The organism is Telluribacter roseus (genome assembly GCF_017355915.2).
Classification (GTDB): Bacteria; Bacteroidota; Bacteroidia; order Cytophagales; family Spirosomataceae; genus Telluribacter.
On the sequence record NZ_JAFEUV020000003.1, the window covers coordinates 173,959 to 194,757 of the forward strand.

Here is a 20,799-nt window from a genome sequence, read left to right on the forward strand (position 1 = left end):
CATGAACTCTCAAAGAACGGCTGTCCTTAAAGCCACTCATATAAATAAGTACTTTACCGAGCCGGTCAGGTTTCAGGTCCTGAAAGACATCAGCTTCGAAGTACAGAAGGGCGAGTTCCTGTCCATCATCGGGAAGTCCGGCTGTGGTAAGTCTACGCTGCTCTATATTCTCTCCACCATGGATACCAGCTATGAGGGTACTCTGGAAGTAAACGGGCAACCGCTCACCGGCCGGAGTCAAGACCAACTGGCGGCCTTTCGCAACGAGCATCTGGGCTTTGTTTTCCAGTTTCACTTTCTGCTGCCGGAGTTTTCGGTATTACAGAACGTCATGCTACCGGGGCTGAAGCTGGGGAAGTTTCCGGCCCGCGAAGTGGAGGAGCGGGCTTACCAGAAGCTGCGCCTGGTAGATATGCACGAGCACGCTCTGAAGCCCTCGTCCAAGCTATCGGGCGGGCAGCAGCAGCGGGTAGCCATAGCCCGGGCGCTGATCAACGAGCCTACTATCATTATGGGCGATGAGCCTACCGGCAACCTGGACAAGGCTAATTCGGAGATGGTATTTGATATATTCAGGGAAATATCCCGTACCAACGGTCAGACCATTATCACCGTTACGCACGATCCTGACTTTGCCGCGGGTGGTGACCGGATCATGGAGATGTCGGACGGAAAAATAATCTCACACGGCTATGAAGCTAAAATTTAACCTTTACGTTGAGCTGATATTTGGCTTCTTCACCCTTTTGGGCTTTGCTGCTCGTTTTTGGGCAATTCCCGAAGTGGGCGTAGGTACCCATATCATTTTTGCCATTATCCAGTTCATTTCCATGAATCTGATCTGGATCTTTTACTACTGGCTGGACTATAAGCTCAACCAGGTCATGCCTTTTGATCAGGGCATAGGCCGGCGGGTAGTAGTACAGCTGCTGATAGGCTGGGGAGCTCTAAAGCTTTTCCTGATCCCGGTGGGAGCCTTCTTTTTAGTGTTAGCAATACCTTCCATTGTTGCCTACGTTAATAAGCTCAATGTCGTATTCATCGGATTGACTGCATTTTTCGGAAGTACGGTCATGAATTCGGGATTCATTGCCATGCATTTTCTCAAGCGCTGGAAGGAGAATGCCGTCCGGGCGGCCAATCTGGAAAAGGAAAAGGCACAGGTACAGTTCAACAACCTCCGCAACCAGGTCAATCCGCACTTCCTGTTCAACAGCCTGGCCTCGCTGGATACCCTCATTCAGGAAAACCCTGCTCTGGCGCGGCAGTTTGTTCACCAGCTTTCCAAGGTGTACCGCTACGTACTTCAGAGCCAGGAGAAAGGACTGGTCTCGCTGGAAACTGAGGTAGAGTTTGTGAATAATTACATCTCGCTACTGAAGGCCCGCTTCAACGGCTCCCTGCGGGTAGATATACATATCCCCGATGAACTCTACGAACGACCCATCGTACCCGTGACGTTGCAGGTACTGATTGAGAATGCCATCAAGCACAACGTGATCAATCAGGAACATCCGTTGCAGATTGAGGTCGGTGCCAACGAAGATCAGCTGGTCGTGACGAATACCGTCTGGAAAAAGCGGCAGATAGATACTTCCAATGGGTATGGTCTTAAGAATCTGCAGGCTCTGTACCACTACCTCAGCAAGGAGGAGGTACAGATCGAAGAGTCGGCCGATCGGTTTACGGTACGGGTTCCCTGGGCGGTGGAGGGGTAGTTGAGTACCATCTTTGCTGCCAGGTTTTTCTGAACCTAATCCTAATAATGGTTACCTTCGCGGCTGAATTTTAACGGATAAATTGTGGCCTGGTATCATACATTTTTTGAAGGCTTGCCCCAGCAGGCCTGGAAGCTCAATCAGAACGAAGAGTACACGCAGTGGGAGGTAGACTTCCTGGCGGATGTACTCGAACTGGAACCTGAAAGTAGGGTACTGGATGTATTTGGAGGCTACGGCCGCCACGCGCTGCCTTTGGCTGAGCGGGGCTATCATATCACCAGTGTGGATATCGCAAAGGGCTACTCCGAAGAGCTAAGCCAGGCGGCTACGGCCGAAGGCCTGCCGGTAGAAGTGGTGTGCGGCGATTTCCTGACCGTACCGTTGGAAGGGAAGATGTTTCAGGCGGCCTACTGCATGGGCAACAGCTTTAGCTTCTTTCCCTACGAGCAGATGGTACCCTTTATACAGCGCATCGCCGATCTGATGGAGCCGGGCGCCCGCTTTGTATCCCATACCGAACTTGTTGCCGAAAGTGTACTGCCGCATTTTGTAAATCGGAGCTGGATGCCGGTAGGAGAAGGCGAAGAGGAGATGGTCTTTCTGATGAACAGTACCTACGATCCCCTGCAGGGTTGCATCGAAGCCGAGCTTACGTACGTGAAGGGTACCGAGCGCCTGACTCACGTAGTGCAACAGTATATCTACTCCCTGGCTGAGCTGAAGCGCATATTCAGCCAAGCCGGCCTCACCATTACCGAAACCTTTACCGATCTCGACGGCGAACCTTTCCGCCTGGGCGACGAACAGCTATACCTGCTGGCGGTGAAGGATCATTGAGTGATTGGTGATTGAGTGATAGAGCGGGAGGAGGAGAAAGGAGGAAAGAAGAAAAGTGTCGAAGGGAGAAAGGAATTAAGATCAAATCAAAATGATATTTTATTTTCTCCCTTCCTTCGCACGGCGGTCGCCTTTAAGTCTTTTACCAAATCACTCATTCGCTCACTCACTCATTCACCCTTTGCATAGACGGTACGGGGAATGTCTGTTTTGGCCAGGGCACCAAAGCCTCCCTGTATATCCAATACCTTATCAAAGCCCCTTGACTTCAGGATGGAGGCCGCTACCATGGAGCGGTAGCCACCGGCGCAGTGCAGGTATAAGGTTTTGTCTTTGGGATACTCCGCCATTTGCTCGCTAATAGAGTCGAGGGGCAGGTTTAGGGCACCTTCTACGTGTTCGACCTCGTACTCGGTAGGTTTGCGTACATCCACTACCGTCAGATTCCCTTCCTTAATTTGCTCGGCCAGTTGCTCCGCTGAGATGGAATCTATGGTATCTACTTCTTTACCTGCCTTTTCCCAGGCTTCAAAACTACCCTCCAGGTACCCTAGCGTATAGTCATAGCCGACGCGGGCCAGCCGTGTTACGACTTCCTCTTCCCGACCGGGTTGGGTAATGATCAGCAGCGGTTGTTTCAGATCCGGGATAAGAGCGCCCACCCAGGGAGCAAAGCTGCCATCAATACCAATATTGATAGAATTAGGGACAAATCCTTTGGCAAACTCCTGCGCCGGACGGGTATCCAGTACCAGGGCTCCGGTTTCGTTGGCCGCCGCTTCAAATGCCTCTGGACTCAGCGCCTGTACGCCCCGTTCCAGTACCTCGTCTATACTGTCGTAGCCTTCCCGGTTCATCCTGACATTCTGCGGAAAGTACTGCGGCGGGGCCAGCAGTCCATCTGTTACTTCGCTGATGAACTCTTCCCGGGTCATGTCGGCTCGCAGGGCATAGTTGGTCTGCTTCTGGTTGCCCAGCGTGTCGGAGGTTTCCTTGCTCATGTTCTTCCCGCAGGCCGATCCCGCTCCGTGGGCTGGGTATACCACTACGTCGTCGGGCAGGGGCATGATCTTGCTGCGGAGGCTGTCGTACAGGTAGCCCGCCAGGTCGTGCATGGTCAGGTCGCTCTTCTGAGCCAGGTCGGGGCGGCCTACATCGCCGATAAACAGGGTGTCCCCGCTAAACAGCGCAGTAGGTTTGCCTCCTTCATCCAGAAGCAGGTAGCAGGTCGACTCCATCGTATGGCCGGGGGTATGAATAGCCTTTATGGTCACCTTACCTATCTTGAACTCCTCTCCGTTGTGGGCTATATGCGCTTCAAAACTAGGATTAGCCTGGGGACCGTACACAATGGGAGCGCCGGTTTTCTGCGACAGGTCCAGGTGGCCCGACACGAAATCGGCGTGGAAGTGTGTCTCGAATACGTACTTGATGGTAGCCCCTTCGCGGCTGGCTTTGTCGAGGTAAGGAGCTACTTCGCGCAGAGGGTCAATGACCGCCGCTTCTCCTTCTGACTGGATAAAGTAGGCGCCCTGCGCCAGGCAGCCGGTATAGATCTGTTCAATTTTCATGACGTGATGAGTGTAAGGTAGCTTGTTGAGAACAACAGGTCTAAGGTATAGCTATTAAACCGTTTTTTGACAGGTATACAACAAAAAGGGAGGTACCTGCTGGTTCCCTCCCCTTCCATTTGATATAAATACTCTCTCTGTGCGGACCAGTACTTTGTCCTGATTTACACCTGTACCAGTTTCCACTTACCCCGCCGGAATACCCATATCCCCAGCAGGGCCAGCAGCGACTCCGCAATGGGTACTGACATAAATACGCCCAGCGGCCCCATATCCAGCCCAATCGCCAATATATACGCCAGCGGTATCTCCACCAGCCAGAAGCAGACCAGGTTCAGCAGGGTAGGGGTGCGGGTGTCGCCGGCGCCGTTGAGCGCCTGGATGATCACCATCCCAAAGGCATAGAAGCCGTAGCCCATACACAGCACCCGTAGCGCCCGTACGCCCGTATCCACTACTGCCGGGGTGGAGTTGAACCAGCCAATAATGGTACTGGCCTCTATATAGAACAGGAGCGCCACCAGCACCAGGAATACCATGTTGATATAGGCCGAGCGCCAGACCGACGTTTCGGCCCGCTCGGGCTGGTTGGCGCCCAGGTTCTGACCTACCAGGGTAGAGGCGGCATTGGCCATTCCCCAGGAAGGTAACAGGGTAAATATGATCACCCGTATGGCTATCGTATAGCCAGCTACGACATCACTACCAAACTCCGCCAGGATGCGCGTCAGGAATATCCAGCTCGCCGACGATACCAGAAACTGGCCCGTTCCTCCGGCCGCGATACTGAGTATACTCGCTATGACCGGGCGATCAGGCGTAAAGTCGGCCCGGCTGATAGCAATACCCCGGGTAGTTTTGTAGAGGTAGTACAGCTGATAGCCCACCCCGACGGTACGGCCGATGGTGGTAGCGATGGCGGCTCCCGTTACGCCCATTTCGGGGAAGAAGCCCCAGCCGAATATAAAGAGCGGATCCAGTACGATGTTGAGGCCGTTGGCGATCCAGAGTGAGCGCATGGCTGCCGAGGCCGCTCCGGCTCCGCGCAGGGCGCCACTCAGCGAATACAGCAGTACGATCACCGGACTACTCAAAAACTCAATCCGGGCGAAGGTGGTACCTACCGCAATGACCTCTTCCGAAGCGCCCATTAGCCGCAGGATATGCTCCGCCGACAGTACGCCTACCAGCCCCATCACAACCGATACTACCAGCGAGATCAGGATCACCTGCCCGATGGCCCTACCAGCCTGCTCGGGATTGCCCTCACCCACCCGGCGCGATACCATGGCCGATGCAGCCATACTCAGTCCGATGGCTACTGAGTACACCAGCGTAATCACCGACTCCGTAAGGCCTACGGTAGCGACAGCCTCAATACTTACTTTGGATACAAAGAATACGTCCACCACCGCAAAGAGCGACTCCATGACCATCTCCAGGATCATGGGGACCGATAACAGAAATATAGCGCGGTTGATACTCCCGCTGGTATAGGTTTGCTCCGACCCGTCCAGGGCCATACGAAGCAGCTTAAACCACTTTTTCATAGATAATAGGTGCAAATAGGAATAGGAAAGTGGGACACCGGAGCGTAACGGGGACGCAGCGATTCCTTATAAAAATAAACCTGTAAAGGGAGAGAGTTGGCCTGAATTAAGCCAGGGCTGGAACAATCATGGGCGTAGACGTTTTCACAAAAGTAAAAAAGAGTTTTTGACTGTGGCTGATTATCAGGAATAAAATTTTGGTAAAATAGGAGGAGAGGTAGCAGGCAGGTATGAATGGTAGTACCTGCTGGCTGCCTCCGCTGGTATGGGTAAAAGCAAGTATAGTCAGACTACCGGAACAGGGACTGATAAAGGCTGGGAATCCACTAAAATATAGGCCTGGATAACCTGAACTTTTGGCCCCTCTGGCTGGTTATATTTAGCCGACCCAATTAACTTTTTTTTACGGCAACCTTTGCTAGAAAACACATACTGAATGATAGATAAAGATAAAATGATATCAACTGCCAAGCGGCAGGAAACCGCCGTACTCGTGGCGGTAAGCAGCCAGCGGCAGTCTGCGGAAAAAACGCAGGAGTATCTGGATGAACTGGCGTTCCTGGCTACTACGCTGGGCGTTAACACCATCCAGTCCTTTACCCAGAACCTCGACCGTCCTGATATCCGTACCTACGTAGGAAAAGGAAAGCTGGAAGAGATTCAGACCTTTATCGCGGCTAACCCCGTGGACATGATCATCTTTGACGATGATCTGACACCCTCGCAGGTGCGTAACCTCGAAGGTACCTTCAAAGAGATCAAAGTACTGGACCGGGGCCTCCTGATCCTGAATATATTCGCGATGCGTGCTCAGACCGCCCAGGCCAAAACCCAGGTCGAGCTGGCGCAGTATCAGTACATGTACCCGCGTCTGACCCGTATGTGGACGCACCTGAGCCGCCAGAAAGGGGGCGTAGGGATGCGCGGACCTGGTGAAAAGGAACTTGAAACGGACCGCCGTATCGTGCAGGACCGGATTGCTTTCCTGAAGGACAAGCTCGAGAAGTTTGACCGGCAGAGCATCACGCGCCGCAAGGAGCGTAACCGCCTGGTGCGCGTAGCGCTGGTAGGGTATACCAACGTGGGTAAGTCCACGCTGATGCGCCGCCTGGCCAAGGCCGACGTATTTGCCGAGAACAAGCTCTTCGCTACGGTGGACTCTACGGTACGGAAAGTTACGTTGGAAAATATTCCTTTTCTGCTCACCGACACAGTAGGGTTTATCCGGAAGCTGCCTACTACCCTGATCGAGTCGTTCAAATCGACGCTGGACGAGGTACGCGAGGCCGATGTACTGCTGCACGTAGTGGATATCTCGCACCCGTCCTTTGAGGAGCACATCGAAGTAGTTAACAGTACCCTGGCCGATATTGGTGCCGCCGACAAGCCTACCATCCTGGTCTTTAACAAGATTGATCTGTACCAGCAACCTGCCGAAGACGAGTATTGGCACGACGAGGAGGAGGGAGCAGGTGAGCCGCTGGTAGAGCAGGTACCCGCCGAAACGCTCATCGAACGCCTCAAGAAGAGCTACATTGCCCGCAAGGCCGACCACGTAGTGTTTATATCGGCTGAGCAGAAGGAGAATATGGAAGAACTCCGCGACCTGATTTTCAAGCTCGTGAAGGAAAAACACTTCACCATCTACCCCAACTGGGAGAACGTCAGCCTCTCCGACTTCGATTGGGAAGAATAAGGGTTTGGTATAAATAGGAAAATTTCAGAAATTCGCACACGGTTTCCGGGCAATGCTCTGGAAACCGTTTCTTTCTGACCCCGTAGTTCAACGGATAGAATAGAAGTTTCCTAAACTTTAGATATGGGTTCGATTCCCGTCGGGGTCACAGTACAACTTGATAGATGCCTGTAAGCCAGTGGCTTATGGGCATTTTTGGTATTAACGGGGCCATTATGGGGCCATTTTGTGCAGGAAAGTTTAGATAAGGGCTATTTATCAGAAGTAAGACCAACAAGTAGACACCGAGAAGCGAACACATGAGCAGTGTATTAAACAGAAGTTGTTACTTAGGTTGTTTATGGTCTAGCGGTTCTCGAATACATGAAGCAGGTTTCGTTAAAATCAGCGTATATCTACACCATGTAGGTTAGGTCAGAAGCCCAGGAGGGATAGCTGTAGATCATACTTTGTAGCGTCTTTGCCGGAATACCAATAGCGACAGTCAATCAGATAAGAACGGAAGGGTTCAGGCCAAGCAAAAGTCATGGTTTTCCAGACTTGTTTGATTTCGGCTTCTAGAGCCTTAATCTCCTTTTGAGATTGAGTCTATTCCTTGGTGCCGCCCTGTAGACTTCCATGGGCTTTTTTTGCATCCGCAAGCTTTTGTTCCAGCAGACCCAGCTCATTGATGGCCGGCTTGCCGTCTATCTTCAGACGCCAGGTTGATTCTTCTACAAGTTGCATGGCTAATACAGAAAAAGGTACTTTACGAAATTGTAGGGTGCCTTTTTCTGGGAGTAGGACAGTATTTGAGAAGGATGTTAAGCCTTTAAGAAGGTATAGAAGTCTTTATTAGAATAATCAAAACATAAAAATAGCTTTATTTACTATTTCTATACAACAGTATTATGCAACTAGCTAAACTAAGGTATCATGACTTTTATAATGATTACGAATATGTAGATCCAAAGGGCCTGATAAATGATATTCCTTCTATATTTATTCTAAAAAAGGTTGCTTTAACAATCATGAAGCTGTTTTATGGTAGAAATAATAATTTGACTCAAATAGGATTGTTTAAAGAATGGACACATAGGCTTCCAAGTCATTATGTTTATTGTCTTGATTATGTAGTTAGTAGGGTAAATACAGATATACGAAGTATTTCATTTATTGATAATCATGCTGCACTTTCTCTTGTTGATCTTGTTTTAGCTAACTATAACGATTTGCCGAATGTAGATTCTATTTCTGTCGATCAAGAAGAGAGGCTTTTCAAAGCTTATATGTACTGTGTACAGAGGTGGAATGATAAGCAGGAAGATGGTATCAAAGAAATTTCAAAGGAGGAAAGTCCAGCAGAATATATGCTTTGTTCCCAGTTCTTTCTAAAAGAGGGTCTTGCTTTTAGAGACTCTAGTTTGCAGATTGTAAAATCAATTTATTTTTTTGAATTCTGTGAGAAAGAAGAGGTGTTCGCTGAGTATCTCAGGTTATTTTTAAATGAAGTAAATGTTGATTCATGGCGAAGCTACCTCAAAGGGATATTAAGTTTGTACGGTATCCACTTATTTAGTACATATCTTGATAGAGGAGTATTATTAAATGTTGATGAACAATGGGGAGATAATATTGATTTTATTGATAGTCTGACTCTTGATGTTGATAATTATAGAAGTACCGAAGATCTTTTAATGTTACGAGAATTTCCGCTTATCAAAGTAGATCCAGGAGTATATCTAATACTCAGTATGATCTACTTTGTTGATAAACTTTACCAAGGTATTCAATTTGATTTTGCCCGAGTGCTCGTTAAAAATAAAGCAGAGTTCAAAGGGAATGTTATCAAAAGTAAACCTGCATTTTTTGAAATATTTGGTAGGGAGGCAGAGCAATTTCTTTTCTACAAAGCATTGGAGAGATGCTTTGAGAGTACTAACTGTGTAAAAATTAGAGGTGATCGTTTTTCGCAACAAGGAGTGGATGGTGGTCCTGATTATTATATCAGAAGGCATAAGACAATATTTATTTTTGAGTTCAAGAATACTTATGTTGCTTCTCAGTATAAACTCTCTACTGACATTAACACGATTAAAGATTCGATTCTCTCAAAGTTTTGCTATGATGATGGGAAGAAAAAAGTTGGTGTTCCGCAGATCGTTAGGGTGGTCAAGAAGTTAAGTAATAGTGAATTTAATCGTGAAGATTTAGATACTTATAATTTGGAGGGAATTAATGTATATCCGATTCTAGTATACGTTGACCCTTCATTAGATACCCCAGGTGTTAATCATTTATTAAACTATGAGTTTAACAAGAGGGTGCAGTCTGAAAATATAGGTCCAAGTATTATGATAAAGGATTTGACTTTAATAAACATTAATTCTTTTATTGAGTTTCAGGATTTGTTTTATAGAAAGGTTGTTCGGCTAGATGAAAATATAGATAATTATATAAAAATGGGTCGTAAATCTATCAATATCTATACTAAATATGCTTCATTTAGTGATCATTTACCTGTTTCTGTGTCAAATAAGAAGTTCAATACATATGCTGTGAGAGATTTTATTGTTAAGCATTTGTATAAGGATGTTAATTAATGAATGCTCTAGTCATTTCTTTCGTAGTATTCTTTTGGTAGTGGTAATTTAAGGGATGACTTGTTATGTTTGATTTATAATAAGTGAAACAACCCATTGTAAGTGCCAGTGCTGTGGTAGTCTGAACTTACGGAAGAATGGCCATTCCACTTCCGGTAAGCCGAAATATCACTGCAAGAACTGTGATAAGTATGGTACCATCAGCAACGTAGCTCAACAGCGAGCCAAACGCTACGAGCAAGTGGAAAAGCTCTTGGTAGTACGGACCTCCCTACGTGGTATTCAACGCGTGACGGGTGTAAGTACCCCTTCAATCATAAAGCTAGTGTAAAAAAGCAGTGGTGACCACAGTGAGTACTGTGGGCAGTTGCTCTGAATAGCTTACCATTTTATTACCAACAATATGCAATCTTCTACAGATCTGTATCCTGTTTACAAAAGAGTTATTCCTGTTCAGAGGCATCACCAGAAAGCAGGTGGTACTTCCGCTTCGGCGACCCGCAATACTCTCAGGCAACGCCAGCCGCATCTGACTCCGAATACATTAGCCTTTGCCAAAACGGATGACAGTCACTTTGCCCGAGTTCTTAACTTCATCAACTACTACAACAAATCTAGATCACCTTAGTATTTACCACTACCCATAGAAGAGGAGCTGTCTTTTACCCCACTGGTGTCTATAATATTGTTTATCTGCTCCTATAAAGTTACCAGAGAGATCAAAGCAGCTCCCGGTGCCTGGCTAGGTACTTCTTGTTGCCTTCAGTAAGGCTATAAATCCTCATGCTCCAGTTTATACCCAACTGGACTAGATCCTTATCACTTAATTTACGCGAGATGATTATTTTTCCCTCATCATCAAAACTTATCAGGTGTCTGTCAAATAAGGCATCCAGGGTGGGGCTGAGCAGAATACCGTTTTCAGGGTCCAGACGCTCTTGATCGGAGGATTCAGCCCACGGGATAATGTGGGACGCTATCAATACTTCCTTTACAGAGCACCCTGTGATAGCACATTTACCTTCCCATCGTTGAAGCAGTTGCTCTCTGTACCAGCCTTGACCTACACGGGAGGTAATAAGTCCGCTCCGCTCAGTTTCATTGGGGAAATTAGAATTGTATGTTACAGTTGTTTCGCCTACTGCTGAAGCTGTTCTTAATAAATGTCCGGAGAACAGCTCTGGTACTGGGGTGATTTTATCTTTATTTATAGCTCTAATGAATTTATAGCGGTTAAAACCATACACCGGGTGCTGTGAATCAATCTTTAACGGTGTTTTATATATTTTAGCATCACCAAGCTTGAACCGAATATTGAAGATATCTTCACCGACATAGCCTGAAAAGCCCTTTTGACTTGGTCTTAAAGTGTAGATCTGTTCTATCATTTCATCTAGCCATCCCTTCTGTTTATACGTATTGAAGGCCATGTTAATTTCTTCTTCTTCTAGGACATAAACATTTTGGATATGGCCTACCCAATACCTCGTCCTTGTAGAGCCATCTATTGTATATAGCCAGACATCAAAGATCTTACCACGGTAGCAGTTAGACTCTTCTCGTATGGGCTCTAAAAATGCATAATGGTAGCCATCTATTTGTTTATCAAAGTTTAGTAGCCATTCTTCATAGCCATAGCCATACTTATGTTCATGAGAGTCGGCATATGTACTCTTACCAGCTGGACCAGATGGATATTTCCAGCCATTTGTGTTATAAGCAAGTCGTGCAAGTCGAACCTCATTCGGCTTTACGCTATTTTTAGAGGATTCTGTCTTAGGAACCATTGGTCATATATATTATCCAGAACGTTACTTTTTTGGCTCTAAGCCTGACCCCTGCTACTGCTTTTTCTTTCGCAGTAAGAAGTGGTACACGTTCTGGTTGCTTATAGACAGCGCATAGGCATTTACAAATTCATAGCCGTTACTGCTCATGAAGTTTAAGGCATCGATCATAGAGTTGAAGTTCAGTAGCTTCCCGTTGGTGTCCTTGACCTGTGTATCTTTTGACTTAAAAACCTTATTCTCCTGTCCAAAGTCTATTTCAATAGTGACCTTGTTGCTAAGTAGCTTTGAAGTGCCAACAATTTGTACATATTCTACATCAATGTCTCTAATAGGAACATCATTGACAGTTTGTGAAAAAGCGGCGGTAAGAGTAAATACAAAGAGGGCAATCGTTAGTAAAATAGACTTCATTGGGAATGACGTTTAAGTAAATCCTACTCGTGAGGCTTTTCGGTTTCGCCCTGTTTTTATAGTGGTTGCTGTCTCCACTTTTGCTGTTAATATCTGTACGTGGCAGTACTACTTTATAGACTTCTACAATTCTGTTATTTCTTCTACCGGATTGTTTACTACCTCCTCTGCCTGAAATGCCCCATGTAGGAGGGCTTTGAAAAGCTCAACAGTGGCCTCACGTTCGGTACTTAGCTCCGCCCGTAGCTGCTATACCTTTGATATTGTCCGCTCTACTGCTTCTACGCTAGTTTCCTGCTCAGAAAAGGGAGGGAGAGCAATGTGTTCAGTAGTTTTGATCCATTAAAGTTAACTTAGCTATTCTGTTGGATGATGTAAGGCTCCAATTGAGTTTCACGATAGACTATGCAGTTAATCCATATGTTAGCATATTTGGAAACTACCTCCAGGGGTCTTACTCTGATTATGATAAATATGATGCGTAAGTGAATCTAAAATCTTATTCTTGGAGTCAAATGTCTCGTTATTAGAGATTTTCCTTTGATATTACTATAGAGCGTGTATACATAGCATAGTGGGGCTCAAGTTAATAATTTAGAGATACATTGTTGACTTTTGTTAACTTCATATATACATGCTCCTATTGTGGGCATATGTATGCAGAGCTAGAGGCTGTTGGTGCTTGCTATTGATTACTGTGTAGTAAATAGTAAGCATAAGGTTTTTTCCAGCTTTCAACGTTGTTTACAGCTTCTACTCAAAAGAGCAAAAACGTTGGAAATTAGGAAACCCTTATATAGGCAATTTCCAACTTCCAACGTTCCGGTGTTCCTGTGGCCACCAGGTCAAGGCCCTCCGACGGAGTGCCCGCCTGGCGCTTCACACCCATGGCATCCGTCACCCGCACGATCCACTTGTGCCACTGCATCGCTTTCAGCATCTGGCGGATGGGGGCCGTATCCCCCGGCACAAATGTTGTCGCATTGACCGCGTACAGCGAGCCGTGCTCCGTCAGCTGCTCGTCTTCTTCGTAACTTTTCGTATTCACCGACCCGTAGATCCGCAGCCAGGGCGCTGCCGTGGTCAGTACGACCGGGCCGAGTGGCAGGCTGGTAAGCCCGCCGTGGAGCAATAGCTGGGGGCTGCATTCCAGCAGCAGTACCCCCGCCGGGTTATTATCTTGGATCCTGGCTATCTCATTCATGTCCCGAACCTACTGTCCCCCAACAAAAAACCCTTCGACACTACCGGCCGAAGGGTTTCAAATATATATCCACACCATTAAAATAAGTCAGCTCAAAAGTACCTAACCCGAACAGAGTCAGGTTAGACAGTCAGTCTATCACTCGAATATTTTTTTGAAAAATGATGTTATATGTAGACTGTCCTTACAACAAAGACAATCAATAATACCTATGGAAGAAAAATCAAGCGAAACTAATAAACATGGTCTGCCCAGATATATAAGTGCAGATGTTATGCGGAAGGTCAGACAAAATTCAAAGTTTGGATGTGTGGTGCCAAATTGTAGAAATGCCTTTTATGAGTATGAGCATATCATTCCTGAATGGAATGATGCAAAAGAACATGATCCTGATAAAATTTGCTTAGTGTGCAATAATCACAATCCAAGAAGAGAGGGAAAAACCGGGAGAGCCAACTATAACAAAGAGCAAATCCAGAAGTATTATGAAAGAATAAGGGCAAGTGACAAAGCTCATAGACCTAAAAACCATGATTTTTTTAATGGTTTTGAAAGTGAACCTAATATATACCTTGGCAATAGTAGATTTTATAATACCCCATCCATAATCAATGTAAATGGAGAGGATATCTTCTCATTTAAGAAAAATACAGATGAAGATGAGTTCGCGCCCCAATTCTTATTTTCAGGAATGTTTAAAGACTCAATGGGTAACCTATTGTTTCAGATTGAAAACAACACTTGGAGCTCTCCAACAGATCATTGGGATATAGTCACAAAAAACGGAGAAATTGCTATCTGGGATAGAAGCAAAAAACTTGTTTTCAAAGCCATTAAGGTGCCCTCAAACAACTCCATAGTTGTAACTCACTTAAACATGTGGTTCCACCCCTATCATATTTTGGTGAAAAAGAACTACTTCGGCATAGGCTGTTTTTCGCAGGATTTAAAAAGATATATATATATATACTTTGATTGCGATATCAATTATGGTGAACATGGTATTTTTCTCAACTCAGATGAGCTGTTGGAGGCCCCACCAGTAACGGTTAAACCTACTGATATTGTACCTGCAAATCTCCTAATCGAAGGGGGAAAAGGACTCATTGTCCCAGGATATGGCATTTGGGTTGGTAAAGAATCTGGCCAAATGTATTACCGCTATATTGGGACCAGCAGTAAATAGAAGATTCTCCCCGTGCTACGGTTTGAAGCATGGCACGGATCATCCCAGATGATCATTCAGCTAGTCATCCACTGGTGCCCGGTAGTGCTGAGGTATCACATCCTGTTGGCTTTCTCAATTGTTTAGGTGACCATTAGATAAATATTTATGGTATAAAGAAGCGTAAAGCCATTTATAGTATCACCACTTTACTCTTTCCTATCATGCCAATTACACATAGATTCAACCCCGAGCTCAATGCTCTCGAAAACAACCATACATTTTTTGGGCATCCTGTACATCCCCAAAGCCGTTTTTTATTCATTGGTACCTTCAATCCTAGTGATGATAGTTGTTTAGAACCCAATACTTCAGAGTGGTTCTACGGACGGGTAAAAAATAAGTTTTGGAAATACATGCCAACTGCTTTAACGGGTGTATCCTTACATCCGGCCGATGGTCACCTAGGCTATCCCCAAACATGGAAAGATTATTGTGTTGATCAAAGAATTGTGATCATAGACTTGATAAAGACAATAGAAACTGACGATGTATTACCTAATTTTAGTGACCGTGTGGTTGATTCCAAGATCGCTGACGACCTAGGTAATACTGTTTATTTCGATATTAGAGCAGCTTTTGCCGGTATAACCTTTGAAAAGGTTATTTATTCTCTAAGATGGACAGACAACATGCTTCAAAGATTACCGCAAGTACGTGGGATTGTAAATGAGGCACTTCTTGATACTGGTTGTATTCATAATATTAACCAAATCCGTTATTGTACCACTCCTTCTCGTAATGATGCCTTTAATTCTTGGGACCTAGCAATCAATCACTAAGTCTATACCTTCATGCCTATCATTAATACACTATCCGGAACTGGCTCTCCCATTGATTACCGAAAGACTTCAAGTGGATACCAGGTTAAATGGGGAAGTACATCATTCTCATTTACTAACACGCAAGTAGAACAGTTACTTACTGATTACTTTCAGGATCCGAAAGTATTATATCCACTTGGAGCAGACATGGTTAACCCTACTCCTGGTGGTATGGGAGAATACCTTAAAAACAGAATTAGAAGATTTACCCCTAGACATGCTTCGGCAATAGCGGCAATATTAGTTAATGACGAGAACCAATTATCTTTTAAGACGATTGGTAATGCTATATATCTCCGGAAGACTCTGAGTAACGTATAGAGATCCCGTAACTCTGTACCTGATCCATAACAAAACCCTTCACCCCTATCGGCCGAAGGGTTTTTCTTGTATACTACATTTTGCAAACCCTTTCACAAATATCTAACCATCTTAATGCCTAACATCACATTAACCACGAATATGAAATACCTCAGGTCTTTAAGTCCTTACTACATCCTGATCATCTTTTCTGTGAGCATCATTATCATTCCTTTACTCTTATATTTTAGTCAGTTTCCTAATAATCTATTGAGCAGGCTTGCCTTCTCCGACGACCCAGAACGATGGGCTCATTTCAGCGACTTCTTAAACGTATGGGTAAGCATAGCAAACCTAGTACTCTTGGGAATGCTTACCTTCCTGATCCATCGGTATGAGGTAAAGAAGGAGGAAGAAAGGGATGAAGATGAAAAAAGAAAAAACCGGCCAATCCTGGTATTTACCTTTAATCGTCATAGTGGATTATGGTCTATTAAAAATGCAGGAGTTCAGGTTGCTCTGAATATAGTTGTTGACTTCAAAAATCCAGACGGTAACAATTGGGTTAATGCACATAAGATATATTCTCTTATACCAGGTGAAGCAAAAGAACTAGATCATGTCCACAGAGCCAATACCCTATGTGCAATCTATGAAGACATCTTTGAAAACAATATTGTATCCATTGGTAAAAACCACGAAACAAAAGTTTACACTAATCAGCAGGATCTACTCGTCCTTAAAGATAAGCTAAAACATCTGTTCAACTATCGGGATGAAGATAGGGGCTGGATGGATATCTAACCCAACAAAAAACCCTTCGACACTACCAGCCGAAGGGTTTCACATATATATCCATGTCTTAGCCCCCTAAATGGTTGGACAAAATTGTTGAACAGTTTAGTTTATTTAATTTAGGAATCATGAGTAAACAAAGACGAACATTCAACGCAGAGGATTGCTATTCGATTGTACAAGAGTCACTTCGTGACGGGCATGCCGATGTTAGCAGGAAGTACAATTTGTCGCCTTCTCTTTTGCGGAGATGGAAGCAAAAGTATCTGGATAGTGGTAAGATGGCCTTCGCGATTCATATGTGCGCGTTGATCCTCAATTACGTGCCTTAGAGGAAGAATATACCTATTCTCCGGTTGCGCCAGCGACCTTACCGGACACCTTTTCCTGCGGTCCGCCGCTGCGGGATGAACTCTACTTTTCCTAGATTTTTCTCGTTAGCCAGGTGCAGGATGTCCGCCTTGTTCTTTTCTAGGTCCTGATCTATGGTAGACACACGTAAATAGGCAATAGTACGAGGCATTTTATAGAGATTAGATGAAAACCTAATTAAATGATTAATTCTATAAGAATAGAGACGTAATATTAAAAGCTTTTTATCTAATTATCTATATCGTTTATAAGACCGTTTATTTCATAATTTTCTGATAGTTTAAGTACATCTTACTAGATCCTGCTGACCCTTCTTTCTGCCATTGATTATTTTGCTATATAAATTAGCTAAGTGTAGTATATTCTCTTGTTGAGTAATGTAAACAATATGATCAAGATAGAAAATACGCCCGTGTTTAAACGGAGCGGCTGACCGTCTGTGAATCAGTGAACATCATCCGCGAGCGAACTAGTGCAGGATTGGCGGCCGCGAGCCAGAGTACGTCAGTGCGATAGGCCAAAGAGACTCAGCGAGCGGCACCAGAAGATTGCTCCGGAGGTGAAGACGATCTATGAACGTAATAGCCATAGCACGGAAGCTACTAAGGAAAGGTTTTAGATAAAAATCAGCCAACGCTCTTCATGTTTCCGCAGTACATCGATCTAATGGTTATAAGCAATCTTCAATGACAGAATAAGAGTTAAAGCTTTTTACAAAGAATAGATTACTCTGGCAGATGTAAAAGATGCTTTTGTATAAGGAGATGACTGCCATTCACCAGATAGGAAAGAGAGGGGCAACAAAAATAGTACCAGAGTTTATGATTTAGTATAAACTACCTAAAAATACCATAAATAGGGTATTGACATACAGGGTATTAGTATTATACTTTGCGTCTGCATTAGGTCTGCTTTCCACAGGATTTTTAAATTCCCTTATTCTACTGTGAGCCTGTCGGCTGATCCTGGTAGATTTGATAGTAGGAAGAAACAGAGAATGGAGTGATTGGTGCCAGATAAGAAGTAGTCCTGATAGAAAGTAAAGTTTATACCCACAACTAAATACCCTCTCTTATGCCAAAACTCTACATGTCTTCATTGCTGCTCTAATCCGCTACTAGTCTCCTGATGTCGTCTATTTCCAGGTATATCTCCGTGAGATTGCCGGATCGGTATGCTCTACCTAGCCTAAGCAGGCAAATAATCAGGTTGTTTGGCTGCCTATGCTAAAGTAGTTCAGCATATTCTATGTCCTTGATCTGAGAAATTCATTATGCACTTACTCTAACCTCTATAAACACACCATTTCATATGCTTCTATCTGTACTCCCTTTTTATCCAAAGCAATGGCTATGCCTACTAGTTATGTTTTGGTGCTTTACTTTTAGTAGTAGAGCCCAAATAATAAATACTTATGCAGGTGGTGGGGACGGCGGACCAGCCACTAACATCAATCTATTTGGCCCTTATGGAATAGCCGTGGATGCGGCCGGCAATTTTTACATAGTTGAAAGAGATAACCACCGCATCCGCCGGGTGAGCGCCAGTGATGGGACGATCAGTACCGTAGCAGGTAATGGTATATTTGGATATGGTGGGGACGGCGGCCTTGCCACCAGTGCCAGTCTTAGAAGCCCAAGTGGAGTAGCCGTGGATGCGGCCGGAAATCTTTACATAGTTGATAGGGGTAACCACCGCATCCGCCGGGTGAGCGCCAGTGATGGGACGATCAGTACCGTGGCAGGTAATGGTACACCTAGATATAGTGGGGACGGCGGCCTTGCCACTAGCGCCAGTCTTTGGAGTCCAAGTGGAGTAGCCGTAGATGCGGCCGGTAATCTTTACATAGCTGATCAGACCAACCACCGCATCCGCCGGGTGAGCGCCAGTGATGGGACGATCAGTACCGTAGCAGGTAATGGTACAGCTAGATATAGTGGGGACGGCGGCCTTGCCACCAGTGCCAGTCTTTGGAGCCCAATTGGAGTAGCCGTAGATGCGGCCGGAAATCTTTACATAGCTGATCTAAACAACTACCGCATCCGCCGGGTGAGCGCCAGTGATGGGACGATCAGTACCGTAGCGGGGAATGGCACAGTTGGATATGGTGGGGACGGCGGCCTTGCCACCAGCGCTAGTTTTAGAGATCTTAGTGGTGTAGCCGTGGATGCTATTGGTAATATATACATAGCAGATATACTAAACCATCGCATCCGCCGGGTGAGCGCCAGTGATGGGACGATCAGTACTGTAGCAGGTACTGGTACACAGGGGTATAGTGGGGATGGCGGCCTTGCCACTAGCGCCAGTCTTTGGAGTCCTCGTAATGTAGCCGTGGATGCGGCGGGTAATCTTTACATAGCAGATCAGAGCAACCAGCGCATCCGCCGGGTGAGCGCCAGTGATGGGACGATCAGTACCGTAGCGGGGAATGGCACAGCTAGCTATGGTGGGGACGGCGGCCTTGCCACCAGTGCCAGTCTATACTATCCTAGTGATGTAGCCGTGGATGCTATTGGTAATATATACATAGCAGATCAGAGCAACCAGCGCATCCGCCGGGTGAGCGCCAGTGATGGGACAATCAGCACCGTAGCAGGTAATGGCACCTATGGATATAGTGGGGACGGCGGACCTGCCACCAGTGCCAGCCTTGCAACTCCTCGTTATATAGCCGTGGATGCGGCCGGTAATCTTTACATAGCTGATCTAAACAACTACCGCATCCGCCGGGTGAGCGCCAGTGATGGGACAATCAGTACCGTAGCGGGGAATGGCACAGCTGGATATGGTGGGGATGGCGGCCTTGCCACCAGCGCTACTTTAGGAAATCCAGGTGGAGTAGCCGTGGATGCGGCCGGTAATCTTTACATAGCAGATCAGAGCAATCAGCGCATCCGCCGGGTGAGCGCCAGTGATGGGACGATCAGTACCGTAGCAGGTAATGGTGCCTATGGATATGGTGGGGACGGCGGCCTTGCCACAAGCGCTAGTTTTAGAGATCCTAGTGATGTAGCCGTGGATGCGGCCGGTAACCTATACATAGCTGATCAACACAACCAGCGCATCCGCCGGGTGAGCGCCAGTAATGGGACAATCAGTACCGTAGCAGGTACTGGTGTTTTTGAATATAGTGGGGACGGCGGCCCTGCCACCAGCGCCAGAATAAATAATCCAAGCGGAGTAGCCGTGGATGCGGCCGGTAACCTATACATAGCTGATTTTGGAAACCAGCGCATCCGCCGGGTGAGCGCCAGTGATGGGACAATCAGTACTGTAGCAGGTACTGGTACACAGGGGTATAGTGGAGACGGCGGCCCTGCCACCAGCGCCAGTTTTAGGTATCCTTATGGAGTAGCCGTGGATGCGGCCGGTAACCTATACATAGCTGATAGAGATAACTACCGCATTCGCTGGGTGAGCGCCCCTGCAGCACCTACCATTACTTTAGGTCCTGTTGAAGCTATTTGCCAGGGAGCTACTACTTTTAAGATTACCTATACGGCTACCACCCACGATCCTGATCAGTACACTGTCACCGGTGCCGGTGTCAGTGCTAACCAAACCGGACCCTTGACAGGCACCTCTGGTACAATCACTGTAAATATAGATCCTGCCACCTTTACCGGCAGCTTTATCCTTATAGTAACCAACTCCAGTACAGGTGCTTCTTCTAGTCCTGTTCAAGAGTCTGTTCCCATTAATGAACCTATTACTTATTATCTTGATGCTGATAATGATGGCTTTGGTGTCACTGCCGCAACACGATCTTGTTCCCCACTAGCTGGCTATGTCACCCAGGCTGGTGACTGCAACGACCAAGACAACACTATCTACCCAGGTGCTCCTGAAATCTGCGACGGCAAGGACAACGACTGTGACGGTGATACTGACGAAGAAGGAACTACCACCTACTATGCT

The 20,799-nt window shown here is 46.1% G+C and carries 19 protein-coding genes and 1 tRNA gene; 13 read left to right on the plus strand and 7 right to left on the minus strand.

Features of this window, described 5'->3' with window-relative positions; translation table 11 throughout:
- The first annotated feature begins 1 nt into the window (after nt 1).
- The 3 genes from JTN23_RS06920 (at nt 2) to JTN23_RS06930 (ending at nt 2,558) form a co-directional block, all read left to right on the plus strand.
- Complete coding sequence (locus tag JTN23_RS06920) at nt 2-709, plus strand: ABC transporter ATP-binding protein (RefSeq protein WP_247233336.1); 708 nt, start codon at nt 2-4, stop codon at nt 707-709.
- On the plus strand, nt 693-1,718 hold the full coding sequence (locus JTN23_RS06925; RefSeq protein ID WP_247233337.1) for a sensor histidine kinase: 1,026 nt from the start codon (nt 693-695) through the stop codon (nt 1,716-1,718). The genes JTN23_RS06920 and JTN23_RS06925 overlap by 17 nt, the downstream gene beginning before the upstream one ends.
- 84 nt (nt 1,719-1,802) lie before the next feature.
- Nucleotides 1,803-2,558, plus strand: coding sequence for a class I SAM-dependent methyltransferase (locus JTN23_RS06930; protein WP_247233339.1), 756 nt, complete (start codon nt 1,803-1,805; stop codon nt 2,556-2,558).
- A 170-nt stretch (nt 2,559-2,728) separates the two neighbouring features.
- Here JTN23_RS06930 and JTN23_RS06935 read toward each other — a convergent pair whose 3' ends face one another.
- Nucleotides 2,729-4,129 carry an MBL fold metallo-hydrolase gene (locus JTN23_RS06935; protein ID WP_247233341.1) on the minus strand — a complete coding sequence of 467 codons (1,401 nt, stop codon included), beginning with the start codon at nt 4,127-4,129 and terminating at the stop codon, nt 2,729-2,731.
- A gap of 164 nt (nt 4,130-4,293) precedes the next feature.
- The gene (locus JTN23_RS06940) at nt 4,294-5,679 is read right to left on the minus strand and encodes an MATE family efflux transporter (protein WP_247233342.1); all 1,386 of its coding nucleotides are present in this window, start codon (nt 5,677-5,679) and stop codon (nt 4,294-4,296) included.
- Between the two features lie 454 nt (nt 5,680-6,133).
- On the opposite strand from JTN23_RS06940, the gene hflX reads away from it, so the two are divergent.
- Entirely contained in the window at nt 6,134-7,375 is a 1,242-nt protein-coding gene (hflX, locus tag JTN23_RS06945) for a GTPase HflX (RefSeq protein WP_247234104.1), read from the plus strand.
- A gap of 76 nt (nt 7,376-7,451) precedes the next feature.
- Nucleotides 7,452-7,523 (plus strand) — tRNA-Arg (locus JTN23_RS06950).
- Between the two features lie 440 nt (nt 7,524-7,963).
- On the opposite strand, the gene JTN23_RS06955 is transcribed toward JTN23_RS06950, so the two are convergent.
- Nucleotides 7,964-8,101 carry a hypothetical protein gene (locus JTN23_RS06955; RefSeq protein WP_247233343.1) on the minus strand — a complete coding sequence of 46 codons (138 nt, stop codon included), beginning with the start codon at nt 8,099-8,101 and terminating at the stop codon, nt 7,964-7,966.
- Between the two features lie 164 nt (nt 8,102-8,265).
- Here JTN23_RS06955 and JTN23_RS06960 point away from each other — a divergent pair, with 164 nt between their 5' ends.
- From JTN23_RS06960 to JTN23_RS06965, 3 genes are all read left to right on the plus strand, one after another.
- Nucleotides 8,266-9,957: a hypothetical protein gene (locus JTN23_RS06960; RefSeq protein WP_247233344.1), complete on the plus strand. Its 1,692-nt coding sequence runs from the start codon at nt 8,266-8,268 to the stop codon at nt 9,955-9,957.
- A gap of 79 nt (nt 9,958-10,036) precedes the next feature.
- Complete coding sequence (locus tag JTN23_RS26090; protein ID WP_491630933.1) at nt 10,037-10,288, plus strand: IS1/IS1595 family N-terminal zinc-binding domain-containing protein; 252 nt, start codon at nt 10,037-10,039, stop codon at nt 10,286-10,288.
- A 72-nt stretch (nt 10,289-10,360) separates the two neighbouring features.
- Nucleotides 10,361-10,585, plus strand: coding sequence for a hypothetical protein (locus tag JTN23_RS06965; RefSeq protein WP_247233345.1), 225 nt, complete (start codon nt 10,361-10,363; stop codon nt 10,583-10,585).
- Nucleotides 10,586-10,676: 91 nt separating this feature from the next.
- Here the strand turns inward: JTN23_RS06965 and JTN23_RS06970 are convergent, their stop codons facing one another.
- The 3 genes from JTN23_RS06970 to JTN23_RS06980 all read right to left on the minus strand — a co-directional run bounded on the left by JTN23_RS06970 (nt 10,677) and on the right by JTN23_RS06980 (nt 13,206).
- A complete protein-coding gene (locus JTN23_RS06970; RefSeq protein ID WP_247233346.1) occupies nt 10,677-11,744 on the minus strand; it encodes an HNH endonuclease in 1,068 nt (355 codons plus the stop codon).
- Nucleotides 11,745-11,798: 54 nt separating this feature from the next.
- Complete coding sequence (locus JTN23_RS06975; RefSeq protein ID WP_247233347.1) at nt 11,799-12,158, minus strand: hypothetical protein; 360 nt, start codon at nt 12,156-12,158, stop codon at nt 11,799-11,801.
- Between the two features lie 781 nt (nt 12,159-12,939).
- Nucleotides 12,940-13,206 carry a hypothetical protein gene (locus tag JTN23_RS06980; protein ID WP_247233349.1) on the minus strand — a complete coding sequence of 89 codons (267 nt, stop codon included), beginning with the start codon at nt 13,204-13,206 and terminating at the stop codon, nt 12,940-12,942.
- 367 nt (nt 13,207-13,573) lie between these two features.
- Here JTN23_RS06980 and JTN23_RS06985 point away from each other — a divergent pair, with 367 nt between their 5' ends.
- The 4 genes from JTN23_RS06985 (at nt 13,574) to JTN23_RS07000 (ending at nt 16,838) form a co-directional block, all read left to right on the plus strand.
- Entirely contained in the window at nt 13,574-14,548 is a 975-nt protein-coding gene (locus JTN23_RS06985; protein WP_247233351.1) for a hypothetical protein, read from the plus strand.
- Nucleotides 14,549-14,751: 203 nt separating this feature from the next.
- Complete coding sequence (locus JTN23_RS06990) at nt 14,752-15,369, plus strand: hypothetical protein (protein WP_247233353.1); 618 nt, start codon at nt 14,752-14,754, stop codon at nt 15,367-15,369.
- Nucleotides 15,370-15,873: 504 nt separating this feature from the next.
- Entirely contained in the window at nt 15,874-16,515 is a 642-nt protein-coding gene (locus JTN23_RS06995) for a hypothetical protein (RefSeq protein ID WP_247233355.1), read from the plus strand.
- 119 nt (nt 16,516-16,634) lie between these two features.
- A complete protein-coding gene (locus JTN23_RS07000; protein ID WP_247233357.1) occupies nt 16,635-16,838 on the plus strand; it encodes a transposase in 204 nt (67 codons plus the stop codon).
- Nucleotides 16,839-16,876: 38 nt separating this feature from the next.
- Here JTN23_RS07000 and JTN23_RS07005 read toward each other — a convergent pair whose 3' ends face one another.
- Nucleotides 16,877-17,029, minus strand: coding sequence for a hypothetical protein (locus tag JTN23_RS07005; RefSeq protein WP_247233358.1), 153 nt, complete (start codon nt 17,027-17,029; stop codon nt 16,877-16,879).
- Between the two features lie 1,328 nt (nt 17,030-18,357).
- On the opposite strand from JTN23_RS07005, the gene JTN23_RS07010 reads away from it, so the two are divergent.
- The coding region (locus JTN23_RS07010) for an NHL domain-containing protein (protein WP_247233359.1) at nt 18,358-20,799 on the plus strand (2,442 nt) is incomplete at its 3' end.

Bases quoted from the DNA above. Each gene is read 5' to 3' on its own strand.
- JTN23_RS06935 (WP_247233341.1), bottom strand. From the start codon at position 4,129: ATGAAAATTGAACAGATCTATACCGGCTGCCTGGCGCAGGGCGCCTAC.
- JTN23_RS06925 (WP_247233337.1), top strand. From the start codon at position 693: ATGAAGCTAAAATTTAACCTTTACGTTGAGCTGATATTTGGCTTCTTC.
- JTN23_RS07000 (WP_247233357.1), top strand. From the start codon at position 16,635: ATGAGTAAACAAAGACGAACATTCAACGCAGAGGATTGCTATTCGATT.
- JTN23_RS07005 (WP_247233358.1), bottom strand. From the start codon at position 17,029: ATGCCTCGTACTATTGCCTATTTACGTGTGTCTACCATAGATCAGGAC.
- JTN23_RS06920 (WP_247233336.1), top strand. From the start codon at position 2: ATGAACTCTCAAAGAACGGCTGTCCTTAAAGCCACTCATATAAATAAG.
- JTN23_RS06995 (WP_247233355.1), top strand. From the start codon at position 15,874: ATGAAATACCTCAGGTCTTTAAGTCCTTACTACATCCTGATCATCTTT.
- JTN23_RS06970 (WP_247233346.1), bottom strand. From the start codon at position 11,744: ATGGTTCCTAAGACAGAATCCTCTAAAAATAGCGTAAAGCCGAATGAG.
- JTN23_RS06965 (WP_247233345.1), top strand. From the start codon at position 10,361: ATGCAATCTTCTACAGATCTGTATCCTGTTTACAAAAGAGTTATTCCT.
- JTN23_RS06990 (WP_247233353.1), top strand. From the start codon at position 14,752: ATGCCAATTACACATAGATTCAACCCCGAGCTCAATGCTCTCGAAAAC.
- JTN23_RS06955 (WP_247233343.1), bottom strand. From the start codon at position 8,101: ATGCAACTTGTAGAAGAATCAACCTGGCGTCTGAAGATAGACGGCAAG.
- JTN23_RS06985 (WP_247233351.1), top strand. From the start codon at position 13,574: ATGGAAGAAAAATCAAGCGAAACTAATAAACATGGTCTGCCCAGATAT.
- JTN23_RS06960 (WP_247233344.1), top strand. From the start codon at position 8,266: ATGCAACTAGCTAAACTAAGGTATCATGACTTTTATAATGATTACGAA.
- hflX (WP_247234104.1), top strand. From the start codon at position 6,134: ATGATATCAACTGCCAAGCGGCAGGAAACCGCCGTACTCGTGGCGGTA.
- JTN23_RS06940 (WP_247233342.1), bottom strand. From the start codon at position 5,679: ATGAAAAAGTGGTTTAAGCTGCTTCGTATGGCCCTGGACGGGTCGGAG.
- JTN23_RS06975 (WP_247233347.1), bottom strand. From the start codon at position 12,158: ATGAAGTCTATTTTACTAACGATTGCCCTCTTTGTATTTACTCTTACC.